The organism is Anaerotruncus sp. AF02-27 (assembly GCF_003465835.1).
Lineage (GTDB): Bacteria > Bacillota > Clostridia > Oscillospirales > Ruminococcaceae > Anaerotruncus > Anaerotruncus rubiinfantis.
Genome location: NZ_QSBX01000006.1, coordinates 102,818 through 119,793, shown reverse-complemented (window position 1 = coordinate 119,793; position 16,976 = coordinate 102,818). Strand labels below are relative to the sequence as shown.

Here is a 16,976-nt window from a genome sequence, read left to right as displayed (position 1 = left end):
GCGGGTGAGCGCAAACCGTCCGCCCGCCAGGAACGCGCGCAATGCGGCAAGCAGCGGCGCGAGCGAAACCGAAAGAAACGCCGCAGCACACAGCCAGAGCGCTTCATCCGGACGGGCCAATCCCGCCGCCGCCACCAGGAGCACCGCCGCCACCGGCGTAAGCGAGCGGCGCAGGTTGTCGAGCATCTTGTACCGGGAGAGCCCGCCGATAGGGTTTACCCGTTTTATACCATTCACCGAAAAGCGTTTCCCGATAAAACGCAGGTTCTGCCAGTCGCCCCGGATCCAGCGGTGCAGCCGGGAAAACCAGGAGAGTGCGCTTGCAGGCATCCCGTCGGTCATCTCGACATCGGAAATGAGCGCTGTACGCAGATAGGCCCCTTCCAAAATATCATGGCTGAGCAGCGCATTCTCCGGAAACCGGTGGCCAACCACCGTGCGAAACGCCTCAATGTCAATCAGTCCCTTGCCGGAAAAAATCGCCTCTCCGAACAGGTCCTGATAAAAATCGTTGCTTTCCTGTTCATAGGTGGAGATGCCGCCCGCCCCCGCCATGATGCGTGTAAAGTCTGTTTCCTTGGCAGAATCGAGTTCGGTGCCAATCGCGGGTACAAAAATCCCATAACCGGCTGTAACGACTTGGTTTTTTCCGACCACCGGCCGGTTGAGCGGATGCATCGCGGCGGAGATTAGCACATCGGCCGTGTCGAAGAGCAGGTTTGTGTCACTGTCGAGCGCAATCAGGAACCGTGCTTCAGAAAGCGCCGCCCTGTCGCCCACAAAACAGCTTACCGAAGTCTCGCTGCCATTTAAAAAGCGTACAAATTCGGTGATCGCGCCGCGTTTGCGTTCCCAGCCGCAGTAACGATCCTGCGTCGGGCAAAAACTCCGTCTGCGCACAAACAGCATGAAACGATTCCCATAGCATGCGTTGAGCTCTTCCACCACTTTTTTGGCCGCGCCGATCTGCACCGCGTCCTGTGGGTGGTACGGCCTGCGGTCCTCCTTGAAATCCGCCAGCACGCAAAAGCGCAGATGCTCCCCTTTGTTGGAAAAGTAGAGCTGTTCCAGACGTTTGGCCAGGTCCCGCGCTTTTTCCGGAGCGGGCAGTAAAGTTGAAATCACCACCACCGTTCTGGGGGCTTCCCCGCCAAGGCGCATACGTGGAATATGGCGCGCCGGAATGCCCCGCATCGCAAGGTCGCAGGCAAAAATCCGCACGATCTCCACCAGCGGCAGGTAAAGCAGGACCGGCAAAAAAATCCTGTCCCAGCAAAATCCGCAGAGTGCGCAAAGAAAAACCGGCACAATCCAGGTGGCGGCCAGTGCCGCCGCGCCGTGCAGTTTCCCCTTCTTTGCCTGCGGATCTTTTTCAAGCAGGTAATAACCGACATGGGAAGTGCGTTCCCCATCAGATTTTTTTGCGTATTCCACCACGTCCCGGGCGACGGCGCTTTCCACCGCGCCGGATTTTTTTGCGATACGGGCGGCAATTTCACGGTAATATCGTTTTGACTGACGCGCCATTTTTGGATAGACGCCCGATGGGTCTTCCAAAAGGATCTCTTCCGCCGTGCTGCACTGTTCGGTCAGTTCGGCAAAGTCAATTTCATAAAGCTGCGAGAGTCCAACCACCGCAAAGGAAATTCTGCGTTCACGTTCCTCGTCTGCAAGATTTGGCGAACAGGCCATCGCCGCAGCCGCGATCAGGGTACATTTAAGCGCCGGATAGACAAATCCGAACTGACGCTCCCCCAGTTCCTGCAGGCGGTTGGCAGCGCCGAGCGCTTCGGCGGTGTTTTCTTGCGTCAGCGGGACGACCGCATCTGCAAAGACCCCGCGCAGGATAAAATAGAGGGAAGCAAGCGGAACGCTGTTTTTGCGGTATCCCCGCAGATCGTTCATCGACTGCTTTGCGTGCCCCTCCAGCGCATAGAAATTGTCCGAAAGCCATTGCTGCCAACCGGCGGCAGCCCCTGTTTCCCGCAGTGCGGCGAAACTTTCACGCAGAACATCCAGGTTTTTGCACAACTCCCGGCGCATTCCGGCGACTGTATTGCGATGTTCGGAGAGCTGCGAAAACAGCCCTTCGACCTTCTCTGTAATGGTAACTTTTTCGATCTCTTTCATCGGTAAACCGCCATTTCCCCATTTTGTATTCCCTTTTATGTTTGGCAAAAGGCGGGTGAATTATAGCCGGCGCGGCAGAAATAGTCAAAAAACAGGCGTCCCTGCATTTTGCAGGAACGCCTGTCGCTTTGCCATTTTATTTCCCGAGCAATTTTAAAAGCTCCGCTTCATCAATTACCGCGACACCAAGTTCATTCGCCTTTGTGAGCTTACTGCCCGCTTCCTCGCCGGCCACCACGTAATCGGTCTTTTTCGAGACGCTGCCGCTCACCTTGCCGCCCGCAGCTTCAATAAGCGCTTTCGCTTCGCTGCGCGCCATTGTCGGGAGCGTACCGGTCAGAACAAAGGTCTTGCCCGCCAAGGTATCTTCCGCAGGCGCGATTTCACACTTCATGTTGAGTCCCAACGCGCGCAGCCGTTCGATCAGTTGGCGGTTCTGCTCGAGTGCGAAGAAATCAGCCGCGCTTTCGGCCATGATGTCCCCATAGCCATCGATCGTTGCAATCTCCTCCGCTGTGGCCGCAAGGACCGCGTCGATATCCCCAAAGCGTTGCGCCAGCAACTGGGAAGCCCGCTGCCCAATGCCGCGAATCCCGAGGGCGAAGATCAGCCGGGAAAGATCGCGCGTCTTTGATTTTGCCAGCGCATCCACAAGGTTCTGGGCGCTCTTTTCCCCCATTCGGTCGAGCTTTGCAAGCGCCTCCGCTTTCAGCTCATAAAGATCCGCCGCCGAGTGCACCAGCCCTGCCTCCAGGAGTTGATGCACAATCGCCGGACCCAGCCCGTCGATGTCCATCGCGTCGCGGCTTGCAAAATGTGTCAGATTGCGGGCCACCTGCGCCGGGCAGGCCATATTGACGCACCGCAGGACCGCTTCCCCTTCCTCCCGTTCCGCCACGCTGCCGCAGGACGGGCAGAGATGCGGGATCTGGTAGGGAGCTTTTCCCTCCTGGTGCTGTGCGACAGCCACCACTTCCGGGATGATATCCCCAGCCTTGCGCACCACAATCCGGTCGCCGACCGAGATGCCTTTTTCGTTGATAAAATCCTGGTTATGCAGCACCGCGCGGCTCACTGTCGTGCCTGCCAGCGTAATGGGCTCAAATACCGCCGTGGGGGTGAGCGCGCCGGTGCGACCGACCTTGATCTCGATGTCGAGAAGGATGCTTTCCTTCTCCTCCGGCGGATATTTGAAGGCAACCGCCCATTTGGGAAATTTCGAGGTCGCGCCGAGCGTTTCCCGCTGGGCAAAATCGTCCACCTTGATGACCGCGCCGTCGATATCAAACGGGAATGCGTAACGGTTTTGGCCGATCCGCTCCACTTCTTCGATTGCGTCCGCGATGTTGTCAAATGCTTTGAAGGAAGGAATCACCTTGAAGCCAAGCGCCTGGAGATATTCCAGCGACTGCTTATGCGCGGTGAGGGTCTTGCCTTCGACCTGCTGAATATTGAAAACGAAGATGTCCAACCCGCGCTGGGCGGTCACTTTGCTGTCCTTCTGCCGCAAAGAGCCCGCCGCCGCGTTGCGCGGGTTCTTGAAAGGCTCCTCTTCGTTCTCAATCTGGCGCGTGACCACCTTTTCAAAACTCGCGCGCGGCATATAGACCTCGCCGCGCACCTCGATAAACGGGAGCTTTTCCCGAAGCGTCAGCGGAATTGAGCGCACCGTTTTGAGATTTTCCGAAACATCCTCTCCGGTGATACCGTCTCCGCGGGTCGAACCGCGTACGAAGCCGCCGTCCCGGTATTCGAGCGAAACCGAAAGCCCGTCGATCTTCGGCTCGACGATGTAGACGGGGTGTTCGATCTTTTCACGCACCCGCTCGTCGAAAGCGACAAGATCTTCTGTGCTGAAAACATCCTGCAGCGAGCCCATCTGCACCTCATGGCGCACCGGCGCAAAGGTGTTGAGCGCCATCCCGCCGACACGGCGGGTGGGGGAATTTTCTGAATCGAGCGCTGGGAATTCCGTTTCAAGGTCGAGCAGATCATGCAGGAGTTTATCGTATTCAAAATCGCTGATCGACGGATTATCCAGAACATAATACTGGTAGCTGTGCTTTTCTATCATTTTACGCAGTTCCTGAACGCGTTTCTCTGCCGCGGCAAAATCCATTTTCCTGTCCTCCGGTTTGATAGATTCTAAGGTATTATATTATATCACGCCGGATCTTTCGTATGAACTTTTGATGCCGTTATTTTTCAGTTTGTTCAGGAATCGCGCAAGCGGGAGGTATCCCCGGAGAGGTCGAAATTGTCCGCCTTGTAGTCGTTATACATATTGATCGGATCGGAGTGATCGCCGTTGATCTCGCTGTACGCCTCCGGCACCTGCCCGACAATGATCGTTTCCGCGATGCAGATGTTGGTGGTGACCTCGGTGGTGACCGTATAGATCGGCATAACGGCGCTGACCGTCGCGTCGACCTTCAGCATGATCTGATGCAGCGTCTGGTTGATGCCCGCCGACTGGAACTGGTTATAGATTTCAGTGTGGACATAACCGGCCGGGATGACCCGGAATTCCACCTCCGGGCCACGGCCGGAAAGGATCTGCCCGCCCATCAGGGTACCGATCGGGATGCCGACCGGCCGGGTCGAGTTGTCGCTGAGGAAGTCGGAAACCTTGTTGGTGATCTCCGCTTTGAGCCGGTTCATCGAGATCATATCGGTCGAGATCGAAGAGACTTCCCCGTTTTTCCCCTGGGTGATGCTGATGATGCTGTTGTAGACGACATCTTCTTCTGAAATCACCTCGATGACCGCGTCGTTGATCGATTTGGTCGCCTCCAGCTTCGCCTGGTAGGAGGAGATCGTGGTGATGATCGGCCGTACCCGCCCGTCGATCACCACAATCACCATCAGGAGGGCCAGCCCGACCGCCAGCATTTTGATCCCGCGCAGCTTGCGTTTGTTCACCCGGATTGTCACCGGCCTCATGCCATCGCCCCCATCCCTTTCATTCTACAAATGTATGTGCAAGGGGCTGAAAATGTGCAAAAAACAAAGAAAGCGCGCCGCTTTTTCAAGCGGCGCGCTTTGAAGCGAAAATAAAGGATCAGTCTTTCTGGCCATCCTTCGCACGGATCTCGGTGCGGCGGATTTTGCCGGAGATGGTCTTGGGCAGTTCTTCCACGAACTCGACGATACGGGGATATTTATAAGGTGCGGTCTGTCTTTTCACATAGGTCTGCAGTTCCTTTTTCAATTCGTCGGACGGCTGGTAGGCCTTGGTCAACACAATGGTCGCCTTGACGACAGTACCGCGGATCGGGTCGGGTGCGCCGGTGACCGCGCATTCCAGCACGGCGGGGTGCTCCATCAGCACACTCTCAATCTCAAACGGCCCGATGCGGTAGCCGGACGCCTTGATCACATCGTCAGTGCGCCCAACATACCAGAGGTAGCCGTCCTCGTCCATCCACGCCGTGTCGCCGGTATGGTAGAGACCGTCATGCCAGGCGGCTCTGGTGGCTTCCTCGTTGCGGTAGTACCCATTGAAGAGTCCGAAATACGGTTTCTGCGTATCGACGCAGATTTCACCGACTTCGCCGCGCGGAACATCATTTCCGTCCTCATCCACCAGCCGCAGATGATACTGCGGGGAAGGTTTGCCCATCGAGCCGGGTTTCGGCGTAGTCCCAGCCAGGTTGACGCACTGCACGACCGTCTCGGTCTGGCCGTAGCATTCCATAAGTTTGAGCCCGGTAAATTCAAGCCAGCGGTTATAGACCTCAGGGTTGAGCGCCTCGCCCGCAGTGGTCGAGTAGCGCAGATTTTTCAAATTGTAGCCTCCAAGCCCTTCCTTGATGAAGAAACGGTAGATGGTCGGCGGCGCGCAGAAGGTCGTAACGCCGTACTTTTCCATCACATGAAGCAGGTCGCCCGGGACGAATTTGTCAAAGTCATAGACGAAGATTGACGCCGCCGCAAACCACTGACCGTAAAGTTTTCCCCAAACCGCCTTCATCCAGCCAGTCTCGGAAACGGTCAGGTGCAGATCGTCCGCATGGACATTGTGCCAGTAACGGGCTGTCAGAATGTGCGCCGCCGGATAGGCATGATTGTGAACGACCATCTTTGGGAATCCGGTCGTGCCGGAGGTGAAATAAAGCAGCAGCGGGTCCTCTTTGGAATTTTCCACACGCTGCCAGTTTCCATCGTACTTTTCAAGCTCGGTGGCGTAATCGATCCATCCTTCCCGCTTGCCGCGCACGATGAACTTCGCGCGGATGTCAGAATACTTTTTGCAGGCCTCGTCAACATATTCGGTGATGTTGCATTCGCCCGAACAGACGCAGGCGGTGATGCTTGCGGCCTCAAAGCGGTAGAGGATATCCTTCACGGTGAGCAGATTGGTCGCCGGAACGCCGACCGCGCCGATCTTATGCAGGGCGAGCACAGTGAACCAGAACTCATAGTGACGCTTGAGCACCAGCATGACCATGTCGCCTTTTTTGATGCCGTGATCGGTAAGCATCTGGGCGCATTTGTCCGAATAGAGCTTCATTTCACGGAAAGTGAAGGTTCGTTCTTCCCCGGCGACATTGCACCAGACCATCGCCCGGCGGCCCGGTTCCAGACGGGCGATCTCATCGACCACGTCATAAGCAAAGTTGAAGTTATCGGCAATCACCGGTTCGAAGTAAGTAAGCACGCCTTTCTCGTCAAAGCGCTCCTTACAGAAGCGCTGATAAAAATTCTCCATCTCCATCAGTCTCTTTCCCCTCTCTCATGCTGATCCCGCATTACAATTGCTAAAAAAACGCACTCCTCGCCGCCGGTCGCGATCATCCCGTGGCCGTGGCCGCTGTCGTAATAAATCGCGTCGCCCGCTTCCAGGTATTCGACATGGTCCTCCATCTGTACCTTGAGCTGGCCCTTGAGGACGTAGTCAAATTCCTGGCCGTCGTGGGTCGAAAGGTGGATCGGCTGATCCTGCTCCTCCTCAAAGAAAGGCGCGGTGACCAAAAACGGCTCGGCGGTCTTGTCGGAAAAGCGATAGGCAAGATGGTTATAGGTAAAGCCCTTGCGGCGGTTGATCTTGAGCCCCGCATCCTTGCGGACGATCGAATAGAAGGAAAGCCGCGGCTTTTCGCCGGTCAAAAGCTCGATGATGTCCACTCCAAAAAGCTGTGCGCAGTTATAAAGGAAGGTGAAGGTAAAATCTTTTTCACCGGATTCGTATTCCAGATACTCCTCTGCGGTGACTCCATTTTCCCGCGCCAGTTCTCCCACCGGAATTTCCATAATTTCACGAAGCGCCTTAATTCTCTGGGCAATCTCTTTGAGCTGATCCTGCATATGATGACCTCCATATCAAATTCATTTTCGATAAAACAAAAAGACCCATCCCTAACTCAATAGGGACGGGTCTGTATAAACAAATCCGCGGTACCACCCACATTGTGCAAACGCACCACTTAGCAAAGCTCCAACAAGCTTCCGACCTTTAACGCTGTCCAGCGGGGGAACCTACTCGCCAGCCGGCTTTTGGCACCCGACTCAAGGGTGATCAGCAGGAAACTATCTGCCGCCAGCTTTCACCAAACGCCGGCTCTCTGTGGACAGACCCATGTTTTCCGCAGTCCCTGTCATCGTCTTTCAAATATCATTGTGGTTTAATATACACGATCCGAAACCATTTGTCAATAGGTTCCATGGGAAAATTTTAAAAGATCCGGGAACGACTCCGCCAGGGCATCCGCCCCATTTTTAAGCAGTTCCTCCCCATCCCGGAACCCCCACAGCGCGCCGATGGCATAGACGCCGCCATTTTTGGCCGTCTGCATATCCACCCCGGAATCCCCGCAGTAGATGCAGTCTCCCTGGCCTGTCCCGGTCAATTCCAAAATTTCTTTGACGAGCGACGCATCGGGCTTTCTTGGGTAGCCGGCGCGCTGCCCATGCGCCACGGCAAACCGTTCCCCAAAATATTTTTTGGCGAGTACGGTCACGAATTCATGCGGCTTATTCGAGAGCACCGCGAGGCAGGTGCCCTGCGCGCGCATTGCGTCGAGCGTCTCGAGCACGCCGTCATAGGGTTTCGTCAGATCCTCGCTGTGCGCCCCATAATATACATCGAAAGCTTCTTTTACCCTCGCGTGAACCGTTTCGTCATTTTTCACCCACAGCGGCAGGCTGCGCTCCACGAGCTTGTGGATCCCGTCCCCCGCGAAATATCGGTAGGCCTCGTTCGGATGCGCGGGAAAACCGTTCTCCCGCAGCGCGTGATTGCATGCGTTTGCCAGGTCATCCAGCGTATTGAGCAGGGTCCCGTCCATATCAAAGATCGCAAGCCGCTTTATTATCCGCATTGTGACGCCTCCGGGATCGTTATTCGTCACAAGCATTGTATCACATCTTTGTGTAAAATGCTATTCGCGTATCTGACAAAACAAAGACCTATCAAGAGAACAAAAACTGTTCGTCCGCATAGGTACAGCGGATTTTATCCCCGGCTTTGATCCTGCCGTGAAGCATTTCGTCCGCCAGCTTATCCTCGATACGGCTTTGGATCGCGCGACGCAGCGGGCGCGCGCCGTAGAGCGGATCGAACCCATCAGTAGAAATCTGCTTTGTCGCGGTTTCATCAAAGCTGATTTCAATCGAAAGCCCGGCCAGACGGGTTTTGAGCGCATCAAGCATATTTTCCGCAATCCTGCGCACTTCCTCCTGGGTGAGCTTATGGAAAACGATAATTTCATCCACACGGTTTAAAAATTCCGGCTTGAACTCCTTTTTGAGTTCGGCAAGCATCATCTTGCGGATGTTTTCCTGCTGCCGGTCGAAGTCGGTTTCATCCTCAAGTGAAAATCCAAGGTTAGCCTGTTCGGTGATAAGCCGCGCTCCAACATTGGAGGTCATGATGATGATGGCGTTTTTGAAACTGACCGTCCGGCCCTGCGCGTCGGTCAGAATGCCATCCTCCAGAATCTGTAAAAGCAGGTTGAAAAAATCCGGATGTGCCTTTTCAATTTCATCAAAAAGCAGTACCGAATATGGGCGGCGCCGGATTTTTTCGGTGAGCTGTCCGCCTTCCTCGAAACCGACATATCCGGGCGGCGAACCCACCAGCTTCGAAACCGCGTGCCGCTCCATATATTCCGACATGTCGAGCCGGATCATCGCGTGCGGATCACCGAACATGCACTTGGCAAGCGCTTTACAGAGCTCGGTTTTGCCCACGCCGGTCGGTCCCAGAAAGATGAACGAGCCAAGCGGCCGCGCAGGGTCATGCAGCCCGACACGGGAACGCCGTATGGCGTTTGCCACGGCATGTACTGCCTGTTCCTGCCCTATAAGCATCTCGTGCAGCGATTCTTCCAGATGCAGAAGCTGGTCGCTCTGCGCCTCGGTAATCCGGGTCACGTCAATGCGGGTGATGTCCGCCACAAGCTTTGCAATATCCTCCCCGGTGACCTTTTGGCCATCCGCGTCGCCCGAAAGTTCCCATTCTCCCTGCGCCTTTTCAAGTTTCGCCTTGAGTTCGGCTTCCCGGTCCCGGATGCTCGCCGCGAATTCAAAATCCTGGGATGAGATTGCGTTTTCCTTATCAATTTTCAGGGCGTTCAGCTTATTTTCCAAATCTTTAATACAATTCGGAACTGTAATGGTATTCATCTTTACACGCGAGCAAGCTTCATCGATCAGGTCGATCGCCTTGTCCGGGAGATGGCGGTCGGCAATATAGCGCGCGGAAAGCCCCACCGCGGCGGAGATCGCATCGTCAGCGATCTTCAGTTTGTGGTGCGCCTCGTATTTTTCCCGCAGGCCCCGGATAATTTCAATGGTGTCCTCCTCGCTGGGTTCCTCCACCATCACGCTCTGGAAGCGCCGTTCCAAAGCGCTATCCTTTTCGATGAACTTGCGGTATTCGTCGATTGTCGTTGCGCCCACCAGCTGAAATTCCCCACGCGCAAGCTGGGGTTTCAGGATGTTGGCCGCGTCGACAGCGCCTTCGGCCGCTCCTGTCCCGATGATCGTGTGCAGTTCGTCAATAAACATGATGATATTCCCGGCGGCAACCACCTCCTCAATCGTGTTCTTGATCCGTTCTTCAAAGTCGCCGCGATACTTTGTCCCGGCGACCATACCGGTCAGGTCGAGCGCAACGAAGCGTTTATCCTTGAGCTGCTGCGGGACATCCATATCGACAATCCGCCGCGCGATCCCTTCCGCAATCGCAGTCTTTCCAACCCCGGCCTCGCCAATCAGACAGGGGTTATTTTTGGTCCGGCGGGTCAGGATCTGCAAAACCCGTTCCACCTCTTTTTCCCTTCCGATCACCGGGTCGAGCTTGCCCTGCCGCGCCAGTTCGGTAAGGTCCCGGCTATATTTATCAATGAGCGGCGTGCGGGCCGCCGTTTTGGTGCGCGACGGGGAAACTTTTTTCACGCCGCCCGGCAGATCCGCCGGGCCCATGCTGCAGGTCATGTCGGAAAGCTGCTTCTGCACCTGTTCCGGGTCAACCAGCAGCTGGCGTAAAAAGCGTACCCCGTAGCTTTCGTTCTCTTTGAGCAGGTTTACAAGGATGTGTTCCGTACCCGCGAGCGGAATGCCGCTCATGCGCGTCTGCATGAGCGAAAGCTCCAAAATCCGCTTGCAGCGCGGAGTGATATCCGACGGGTTCAAAACCGACTGGATGCCGCGGCCCACCGTTTTGATGAGCATTTCCCGCACCTTTTCAACCGTGACGCCCGCTTTCTGCAGGACAGTGAAAGCCACGCCGCTGCCCTCCAGCAGTAGGCCCAGCAGCAGGTGTTCACTCCCGATATAGGTATGCCCCAGCGCGGACGCTTCCTCGATCGCGCAGTTGATCGCGGCGTTCGCCTTCGGCGTAAAACCGTTGAATTTAAACAAATAACCACCTCAAATGAACTTGTTGAGAAACAGAGAATCCAACCACATAATCTTTATGCGGCTTCCATCTGTAATATGGTCAGAGCGGGCTTTCGATATTCGTCAAAAAGTATTTTGCTCTGTAACCGAACCGTGCCGTACAACATAGTATGAGTTGAAATCACAATTAGGAGGTTACTTTTCATGGGATGCAATAACTTTGGCGGAAACTACTTCTGGATCATCATCCTCATCATCATCATCTTTGGTTGGGGCGGCAATGGCTTTGGCTGGGGCGGCTCGGTTGCCAACAGTGGCTGTGGCTGCGGCTGCAACAACAACTGTGGATGCGGATGCGATTGCGGCAACACCGCGAACGACTGCGGATGCTACAACAACGGCTGCGGTTGCGGCTGCGGTTGCTAATCCACAAAGGATGTAATCCAACTGGGGCCGGGATGCTTTGCATCCCGGCCCCAGTTCTTCCTAATGACAATATCCTTTACATTCGTTTTTTCGGGAAGCTGTCGGTATATTCCCGGTCGCGGCGGCGGCGATAAGCGCGCGCCAGGTTAATCGTGACCGAAGCTGCGATACCGGCAGCCATCATCATCGGGATCAGCCATTTGCTGTACTGCTCATCCGAGGAAAGAAGTTCAGTCCACGCCGCGTCAACGGCCTTATTAAGTTCAGGCGGCAGATCCTTCCAGAAGTCGGTTTTTGCGAGAACCTCCCGCGGCGGATACGCGACCGGATTTTCGATCACTTCGACCGGCAGTTCGGCCAGCACTGCGTCGTTCGGGGAGGAATAGCCGATATATCCAATATTCGCCGCGCCAACCTTTGGCTCCTGCAGGAAGTTGATGAACATCTCAGCACATTCCTTCTCCCGGCTGCCTTTGGGGATGACGGTCGCGTCGACAAAGAGGTTAGTCCCCTCTGACGGCGCAAAGTAGCCAAGATCCGGGTTGTCCGCCATCATCGTGAGCGCATCGCCCGCATAGTAGGGCGCGATCGCGGCTTCCCCGCCGATCATTTTGTCGAAAATTTCGTCCATGACATACGCCTGGACAAGCATCTTCTGCTTTTTCAGCTCCGCGAGCGATTCAGAAAGCTGTTCTTCATTTTCCGGGTTGATCGTATAGCCGAGTCGTTTGAGCGAGATGCCAAAAGCATCCCGAGGATTGGAAAACATCAGAATGTTGCCCATGTATTTTTCGTTCCAGAGCAAATCCCAGCTGCCGAGATCCGCCTCGTCAACCATCTGGGTGTTGTAGATGACGCCAACCGTTCCCCAGGTGTACGGAACCGAATATTCCGCGGTTGGATCGAAGGCGTTATGCCGGAACTCCTCCGAAATGAACGCCGCGTTCGGAATGTTTGAAAGGTCGAGCTTTTCGAGCATCCCCTCCCGGATCATCCGCGCGATCATATAGTCGCTCGGGATGATGACATCATAATTCGCACTACCGCCCCGCAGGCGGGCATACACCTCCTCGTTGGTCGAGAAGGTGGTGTAATTGACCTTGATGCCGGTCAGCTTCTCAAACTCCGCAATGACATCCATCCCGCCGTCCGAACCGTCGGCAATGTATTCGCCCCAGTTGTGGACATTGATCGATTTTCCCTTCCCACGAAACCGGGCATAATAACCGGGATCGACCACTTCGACTGCTGCGCTTGCCGGGACTGCCAGCAATACCGCAAAAGCCACGGTCAAAGAAAGCAAAAACAGCTTTTTCATGCACGCGCCCTCGCTTTCTGGCGGTTTTCCCGCTCGCGGCGCGCGTCATGCGCATTGACGATGAGCAGCACGGTCAGCACCACCGCGAAGATGATCGCGGACAGGGCGTTGATCTCCGGGCTCACCTTGCGCCGGGTCATCGAAAAGATGGTGATCGGCAGCGTCTGGGAGGTCGCGCCCGCGACAAAGTAGCTGATGATGAAATCGTCGAGTGAATAGGTAAACGCCATCAAAAAGCCGGAGAGGATGCCCGGCAGGATCTCCGGGATCACAACCTTGAAGAAGGCCTGCGCCGGACTGCAGCCGAGATCCTGTGCCGCTTCGTAGACGAATACGTCCATCTGGCGCAGCTTTGGCAGGACGTTCAAAATCACATACGGGACATTGAAGGTGATATGCGCCAGGATCAGGGTGAGGAAGCCAAACTCGATATGGATTCCGACCGACTTCACCCAGACGAACAGCAGCATCAGCGAAACGCCGGTGACGATCTCCGGATTGACCACCGGCATGTAGGTGATGTTCATGACGATCCCACGGGTCAGCCGCTTCATATTTGAAATGCCGATGGCGGCCAGCGTCCCAAGCACGGTCGCGACGATCGACGAGACGACCGCGATGACAAGCGTGTTCATGAGCGACTGCAGAATCACCTCATTGGTGAAGAGCTTTTGATACCATGCGAAGGTGAAACCGGTCCACGCGCCGCGGGATTTCGACTGGTTAAAGGAAAAGACGATCAGCACCGCGATCGGCGCGTAAAGAAACGCCATCACCACGCCGACATAGGATTTGGAGAGCCATTTCATCAGATCACGCCCTCCTTTTCCTCATCGCCAAACTGGTTAGTGATGCTCATGCACAGCAGGATCAGCACCATCAGCACGAGCGAAATCGCCGCGCCAAGGTTCGGGTTGTAGGCGTTGCCGAGAAACTGCAGATCGATGAGATCGCCGATTAAGAGGTTCCCGCCGCCGCCGAGCATCCGGGATATGATAAAGGTGGAGACCGACGGCACGAACACCATGATGACCCCGGTCGAGATGCCCGGTACGGTCAGCGGCAAAAGCACCTTGCCCAGCACCTGAAAGCTGCTGCAGCCAAGGTCCTGAGCCGCCTCTATGACGTTCTGGGGGATCTTGGTCATGATCGAATAGAGCGGCAGGATCATGAACGGCAGGTAGTTATACACCATGCCGAGCACGACCGCGCCCTGTGTATTGATCATTTCGAGCGGCCCGATCCCGAAGTTCGCCAGGAACCGGTTGATGAGGCCGTTCTTTTCGAGAATGGTCATCCAGGCATAGGTGCGCAGCAGAAAATTCATCCACATCGGCAGCATCACCAGCATAATCATCGTGCGCTGCCCGTTTCCACTGCGGCGGGAGATGATGAACGCGAGCGGATAGGCGATCAGCAGGCAGAGGACCGTCGCAACGGCGGCCAGCCAGACCGAACGCACCAGCACCGGCGTATATTCCCCGACCTGGGAGATGTAATCAATCGTAAATTCCCCTTCCGGCGTGGTCACCGCATAATACGCCACCAGCAGGAGCGGCGCGACGATGAAAATGACCATCCAGATGAGATAGGGAAACGCGGTTGCCTTCGACCTCATCATTCCGCCTCCATCTTGTGCATGATATGGATATCGAACGGATCGACCGTCATGCCGATGAAAGCGCCGGGTTCTTCGGCTCGGGTGGAATGGATCATCCATTTGTAGCCGTGCGCGTCGACGATCATTTCATAATGTACGCCCTTGAAAATCACCGACTCCACCACGCCAGTCACCGGCGCCTCCTTGGGGTCGATGATGCGGATGTCCTCCGGCCGGATGACAACGTCCACCCGTTCGAGGGTGCCGAAGCCGACATCGACGCAGTCGAACTGCTTGCCCGCGAACTCCACCAGACGGTCCCGGTGCATCACGCCGTCCAGGATGTTGCTCTCCCCAATGAAATCCGCCACAAAGGCGTTTTTTGGTTCATTGTAGATATCCTGCGGCGTGCCGACCTGCAAGATGTCGCCGTCCTTCATGACCACGACCGTGTCTGACATGGTGAGGGCCTCCTCCTGGTCGTGGGTGACATAGATGAAGGTAATTTCGAGCGCCTGCTGCATCCGTTTGAGCTCGATCTGCATCTCTTTGCGCAGTTTGAGATCCAAGGCACCCAGCGGCTCGTCAAGGAGCAGGACGCGCGGATGGTTCACCAGCGCGCGTGCAATCGCGATCCGCTGCTGCTGCCCGCCTGAAAGCTGGTCGATATTGCGGCGGTCAAACCCGGAGAGGTTCACAAGGTCGAGCATCTCCCGCACGCGGGCGCGGCGTTCATTCTCCGGGATCTTTTTGAGCTTGAGCCCAAATTCGACATTTTCAAAGACGTTCAGATGCGGAAACAGCGCGTAACGCTGGAATACGGTGTTCACCTGCCGTTTGTGGGGCGGCAGGTCGTTGATGCGCACGCCGTCAAAAAAAACGTCACCGCTTTTGGGGATGACAAAACCGCCGATCGTGCGCAGGGTGGTGGTCTTGCCGCAGCCGGACGGCCCCAAAAGGGTAACGAATTCTTTATCGTGAATTTCAAGGTCAAGCCCGACCAGGATCGGTTCCCCATCAAAATCCACCGAAATATCCCGCAGGCTTACAATGTTGTGTTCTCCCATCGATGCATCCCCCTTACTACGCATACAGCCGCAAAAACTGCAATACCCAATATAGCATAAGACCGTAAAAAGTCAAGCTTGTTTTCGCGGCTTTTTGCTGTTTTTCCGCATATTCCGCGATTTTTGGGAATCCATCCTAAATTGTCTCCAGTTTCCTGAAAAATACTCGTTTATGCTGTGGAATACAGCCACACAAAAAAGCCCGGGCAGCGACTCTGCCCGGGCTTTGACAATTACAGCGATCTATTCCTGAATCGGATTCAACAGTTCCTTTAGACCCAATACATCCACCGTAGGCGAGTAGTAAAAGCCCTGCTCGTAACGGCAGCCGTACTCCGCCAGCCTCTGGATCTGATTTTCGGTTTCCACGCCTTCGGCGATCAGTTTGAGGCCCAGGTTATGGGCAATTTGGATGAGTCCCTGGATGATGTAGCCGCTGCGCGGATTCTCCTCCAGCTGCCAGACGAACAGCCGCTCGAGTTTGAGCACGTCAATCGGCAGCGAGAGGATGTTGTTGATGCCCGAATAGCCGGTGCCGAATTCGTTGAGCACGAATTCAATCTCCATGTCGGACAGTTCCTGCATGACAATGTTCACCCGCGCGAACGAATCGATCAGCACGCTTTCTGTAATTTCAAACGCCAGCTTGTTGGCCGGGATATCATATTCCTTGAGCATTGCGCGCACATCGTCCGGAAAATGTTCCTGCAGAAACATGATCGGGGAAATCAGCACGGCAATCGTTTCAAAATCCTTTTTCTCCGCAAGCAGCTCTTTGATCAGCTTGCAGGCACGCCGCAGTTCAAACTCATTGACCGCGCAGATGAGGCCCAGTTCCTCCGCGACAGGCAAAAACTCCTGCGCGCTCAGCACGCCCAATTCCGGAGAAAACAGCCGAAGATATCCTTCCGCGCGGGTGAACTGCTGGCGTTCGAGGTTAAAAGTCGGGCGGTAGCGCACCTCGATGCCTTCTCCGCTTTTGATTGCATTTTTAATATTCTGGGCGATGATCTGCTTGCGGCAGATCTTGTCCTCCAGCTCCTGATTATAAAAGGTGTACTGATTTTGTCCCTTGCTCGCCGATTCGCTGACCGCGAGGTCGAGATGTTTGGCGGCTTCCTCAGCGGACTGCGCGCGCTCCGGATAGAGCACGACGCCCATATCGACTGCGCACATGCAGTCAAGGTCGTTGATCCGCCAGGTGCTTTCAAAGCGCTCCAAGACCCGCTCCACCGCCTCCGAAGCCTGGGTGAAGCTCGCTCCTTCCATAATGGAAATGAACTCTACGCCTGCATACCGGTAGACGTCGGCATTGAGCGCCCCCGCCATGAAACGGGCAATTTCCTCCAACAGAAGTCCACCATAATCATAACCGAAGGTATCATTGAACAATTTAAAATTTTCAATATAAAGTTTTATGATCGCGCCCTTTTTCTTTTTCCCTTCGCCGCGTATCGCTTCTTCCATCTTTTCCAAGCAAAGCGGACGGTTCGGACTCTCAAAATAGGCTGCCGGTAACGCCGCATTTACAGTCTTTGTATCTTTCCGATTAAAAAACATATCCTGCACCTTCCTAATTCTCGATGGATTC

12 protein-coding genes and 1 pseudogene are annotated in these 16,976 nt (G+C 55.3%); 1 reads left to right on the top strand and 12 read right to left on the bottom strand.

All coding sequences use genetic code 11. The annotated features are described in order from the left end of the window. From DWV16_RS19020 to DWV16_RS07160, 7 genes and pseudogenes are all read right to left on the bottom strand, one after another. Positions 1–2,130 (bottom strand): annotated as a pseudogene (locus tag DWV16_RS19020) (hypothetical protein); the annotation flags it as partial. Positions 2,131–2,266: 136 nt separating this feature from the next. Continuing rightward, the gene (ligA, locus tag DWV16_RS07185) at positions 2,267–4,249 is read right to left on the bottom strand and encodes an NAD-dependent DNA ligase LigA (RefSeq protein WP_118478465.1); all 1,983 of its coding nucleotides are present in this window, start codon (positions 4,247–4,249) and stop codon (positions 2,267–2,269) included. Positions 4,250–4,344: 95 nt separating this feature from the next. Further along, positions 4,345–5,073, bottom strand: a complete 729-nt coding sequence (yunB, locus tag DWV16_RS07180; RefSeq protein WP_066459767.1) for a sporulation protein YunB — start codon at positions 5,071–5,073, stop codon at positions 4,345–4,347. 118 nt (positions 5,074–5,191) lie between these two features. Continuing rightward, positions 5,192–6,847, bottom strand: coding sequence for an AMP-binding protein (locus DWV16_RS07175; RefSeq protein ID WP_243007286.1), 1,656 nt, complete (start codon positions 6,845–6,847; stop codon positions 5,192–5,194). After that, a complete protein-coding gene (locus DWV16_RS07170) occupies positions 6,847–7,437 on the bottom strand; it encodes a helix-turn-helix domain-containing protein (RefSeq protein ID WP_066459769.1) in 591 nt (196 codons plus the stop codon). Before DWV16_RS07170 ends, DWV16_RS07175 begins: the two co-directional genes overlap by 1 nt. Before the next feature lie 344 nt (positions 7,438–7,781). After that, a complete protein-coding gene (locus DWV16_RS07165; RefSeq protein WP_199719770.1) occupies positions 7,782–8,450 on the bottom strand; it encodes an HAD family hydrolase in 669 nt (222 codons plus the stop codon). Positions 8,451–8,541: 91 nt separating this feature from the next. Then, positions 8,542–10,995, bottom strand: coding sequence for an ATP-dependent Clp protease ATP-binding subunit (locus DWV16_RS07160; RefSeq protein ID WP_118478461.1), 2,454 nt, complete (start codon positions 10,993–10,995; stop codon positions 8,542–8,544). A gap of 183 nt (positions 10,996–11,178) precedes the next feature. On the opposite strand from DWV16_RS07160, the gene DWV16_RS07155 reads away from it, so the two are divergent. After that, entirely contained in the window at positions 11,179–11,400 is a 222-nt protein-coding gene (locus DWV16_RS07155) for a hypothetical protein (protein ID WP_066459771.1), read from the top strand. A 76-nt stretch (positions 11,401–11,476) separates the two neighbouring features. Here DWV16_RS07155 and DWV16_RS07150 read toward each other — a convergent pair whose 3' ends face one another. The 5 genes from DWV16_RS07150 to DWV16_RS07130 all read right to left on the bottom strand — a co-directional run bounded on the left by DWV16_RS07150 (position 11,477) and on the right by DWV16_RS07130 (position 16,945). Further along, entirely contained in the window at positions 11,477–12,718 is a 1,242-nt protein-coding gene (locus DWV16_RS07150) for a PotD/PotF family extracellular solute-binding protein (RefSeq protein ID WP_066459772.1), read from the bottom strand. After that, positions 12,715–13,527: an ABC transporter permease gene (locus tag DWV16_RS07145; protein ID WP_066459774.1), complete on the bottom strand. Its 813-nt coding sequence runs from the start codon at positions 13,525–13,527 to the stop codon at positions 12,715–12,717. The genes DWV16_RS07150 and DWV16_RS07145 overlap by 4 nt, the downstream gene beginning before the upstream one ends. Beyond that, entirely contained in the window at positions 13,527–14,339 is an 813-nt protein-coding gene (locus DWV16_RS07140; RefSeq protein WP_199719769.1) for an ABC transporter permease, read from the bottom strand. Before DWV16_RS07140 ends, DWV16_RS07145 begins: the two co-directional genes overlap by 1 nt. Beyond that, a complete protein-coding gene (locus DWV16_RS07135; RefSeq protein ID WP_066459776.1) occupies positions 14,336–15,385 on the bottom strand; it encodes an ABC transporter ATP-binding protein in 1,050 nt (349 codons plus the stop codon). Before DWV16_RS07135 ends, DWV16_RS07140 begins: the two co-directional genes overlap by 4 nt. 243 nt (positions 15,386–15,628) lie before the next feature. After that, complete coding sequence (locus tag DWV16_RS07130) at positions 15,629–16,945, bottom strand: bifunctional diguanylate cyclase/phosphodiesterase (protein ID WP_118478459.1); 1,317 nt, start codon at positions 16,943–16,945, stop codon at positions 15,629–15,631. Positions 16,946–16,976: the final 31 nt, after the last annotated feature.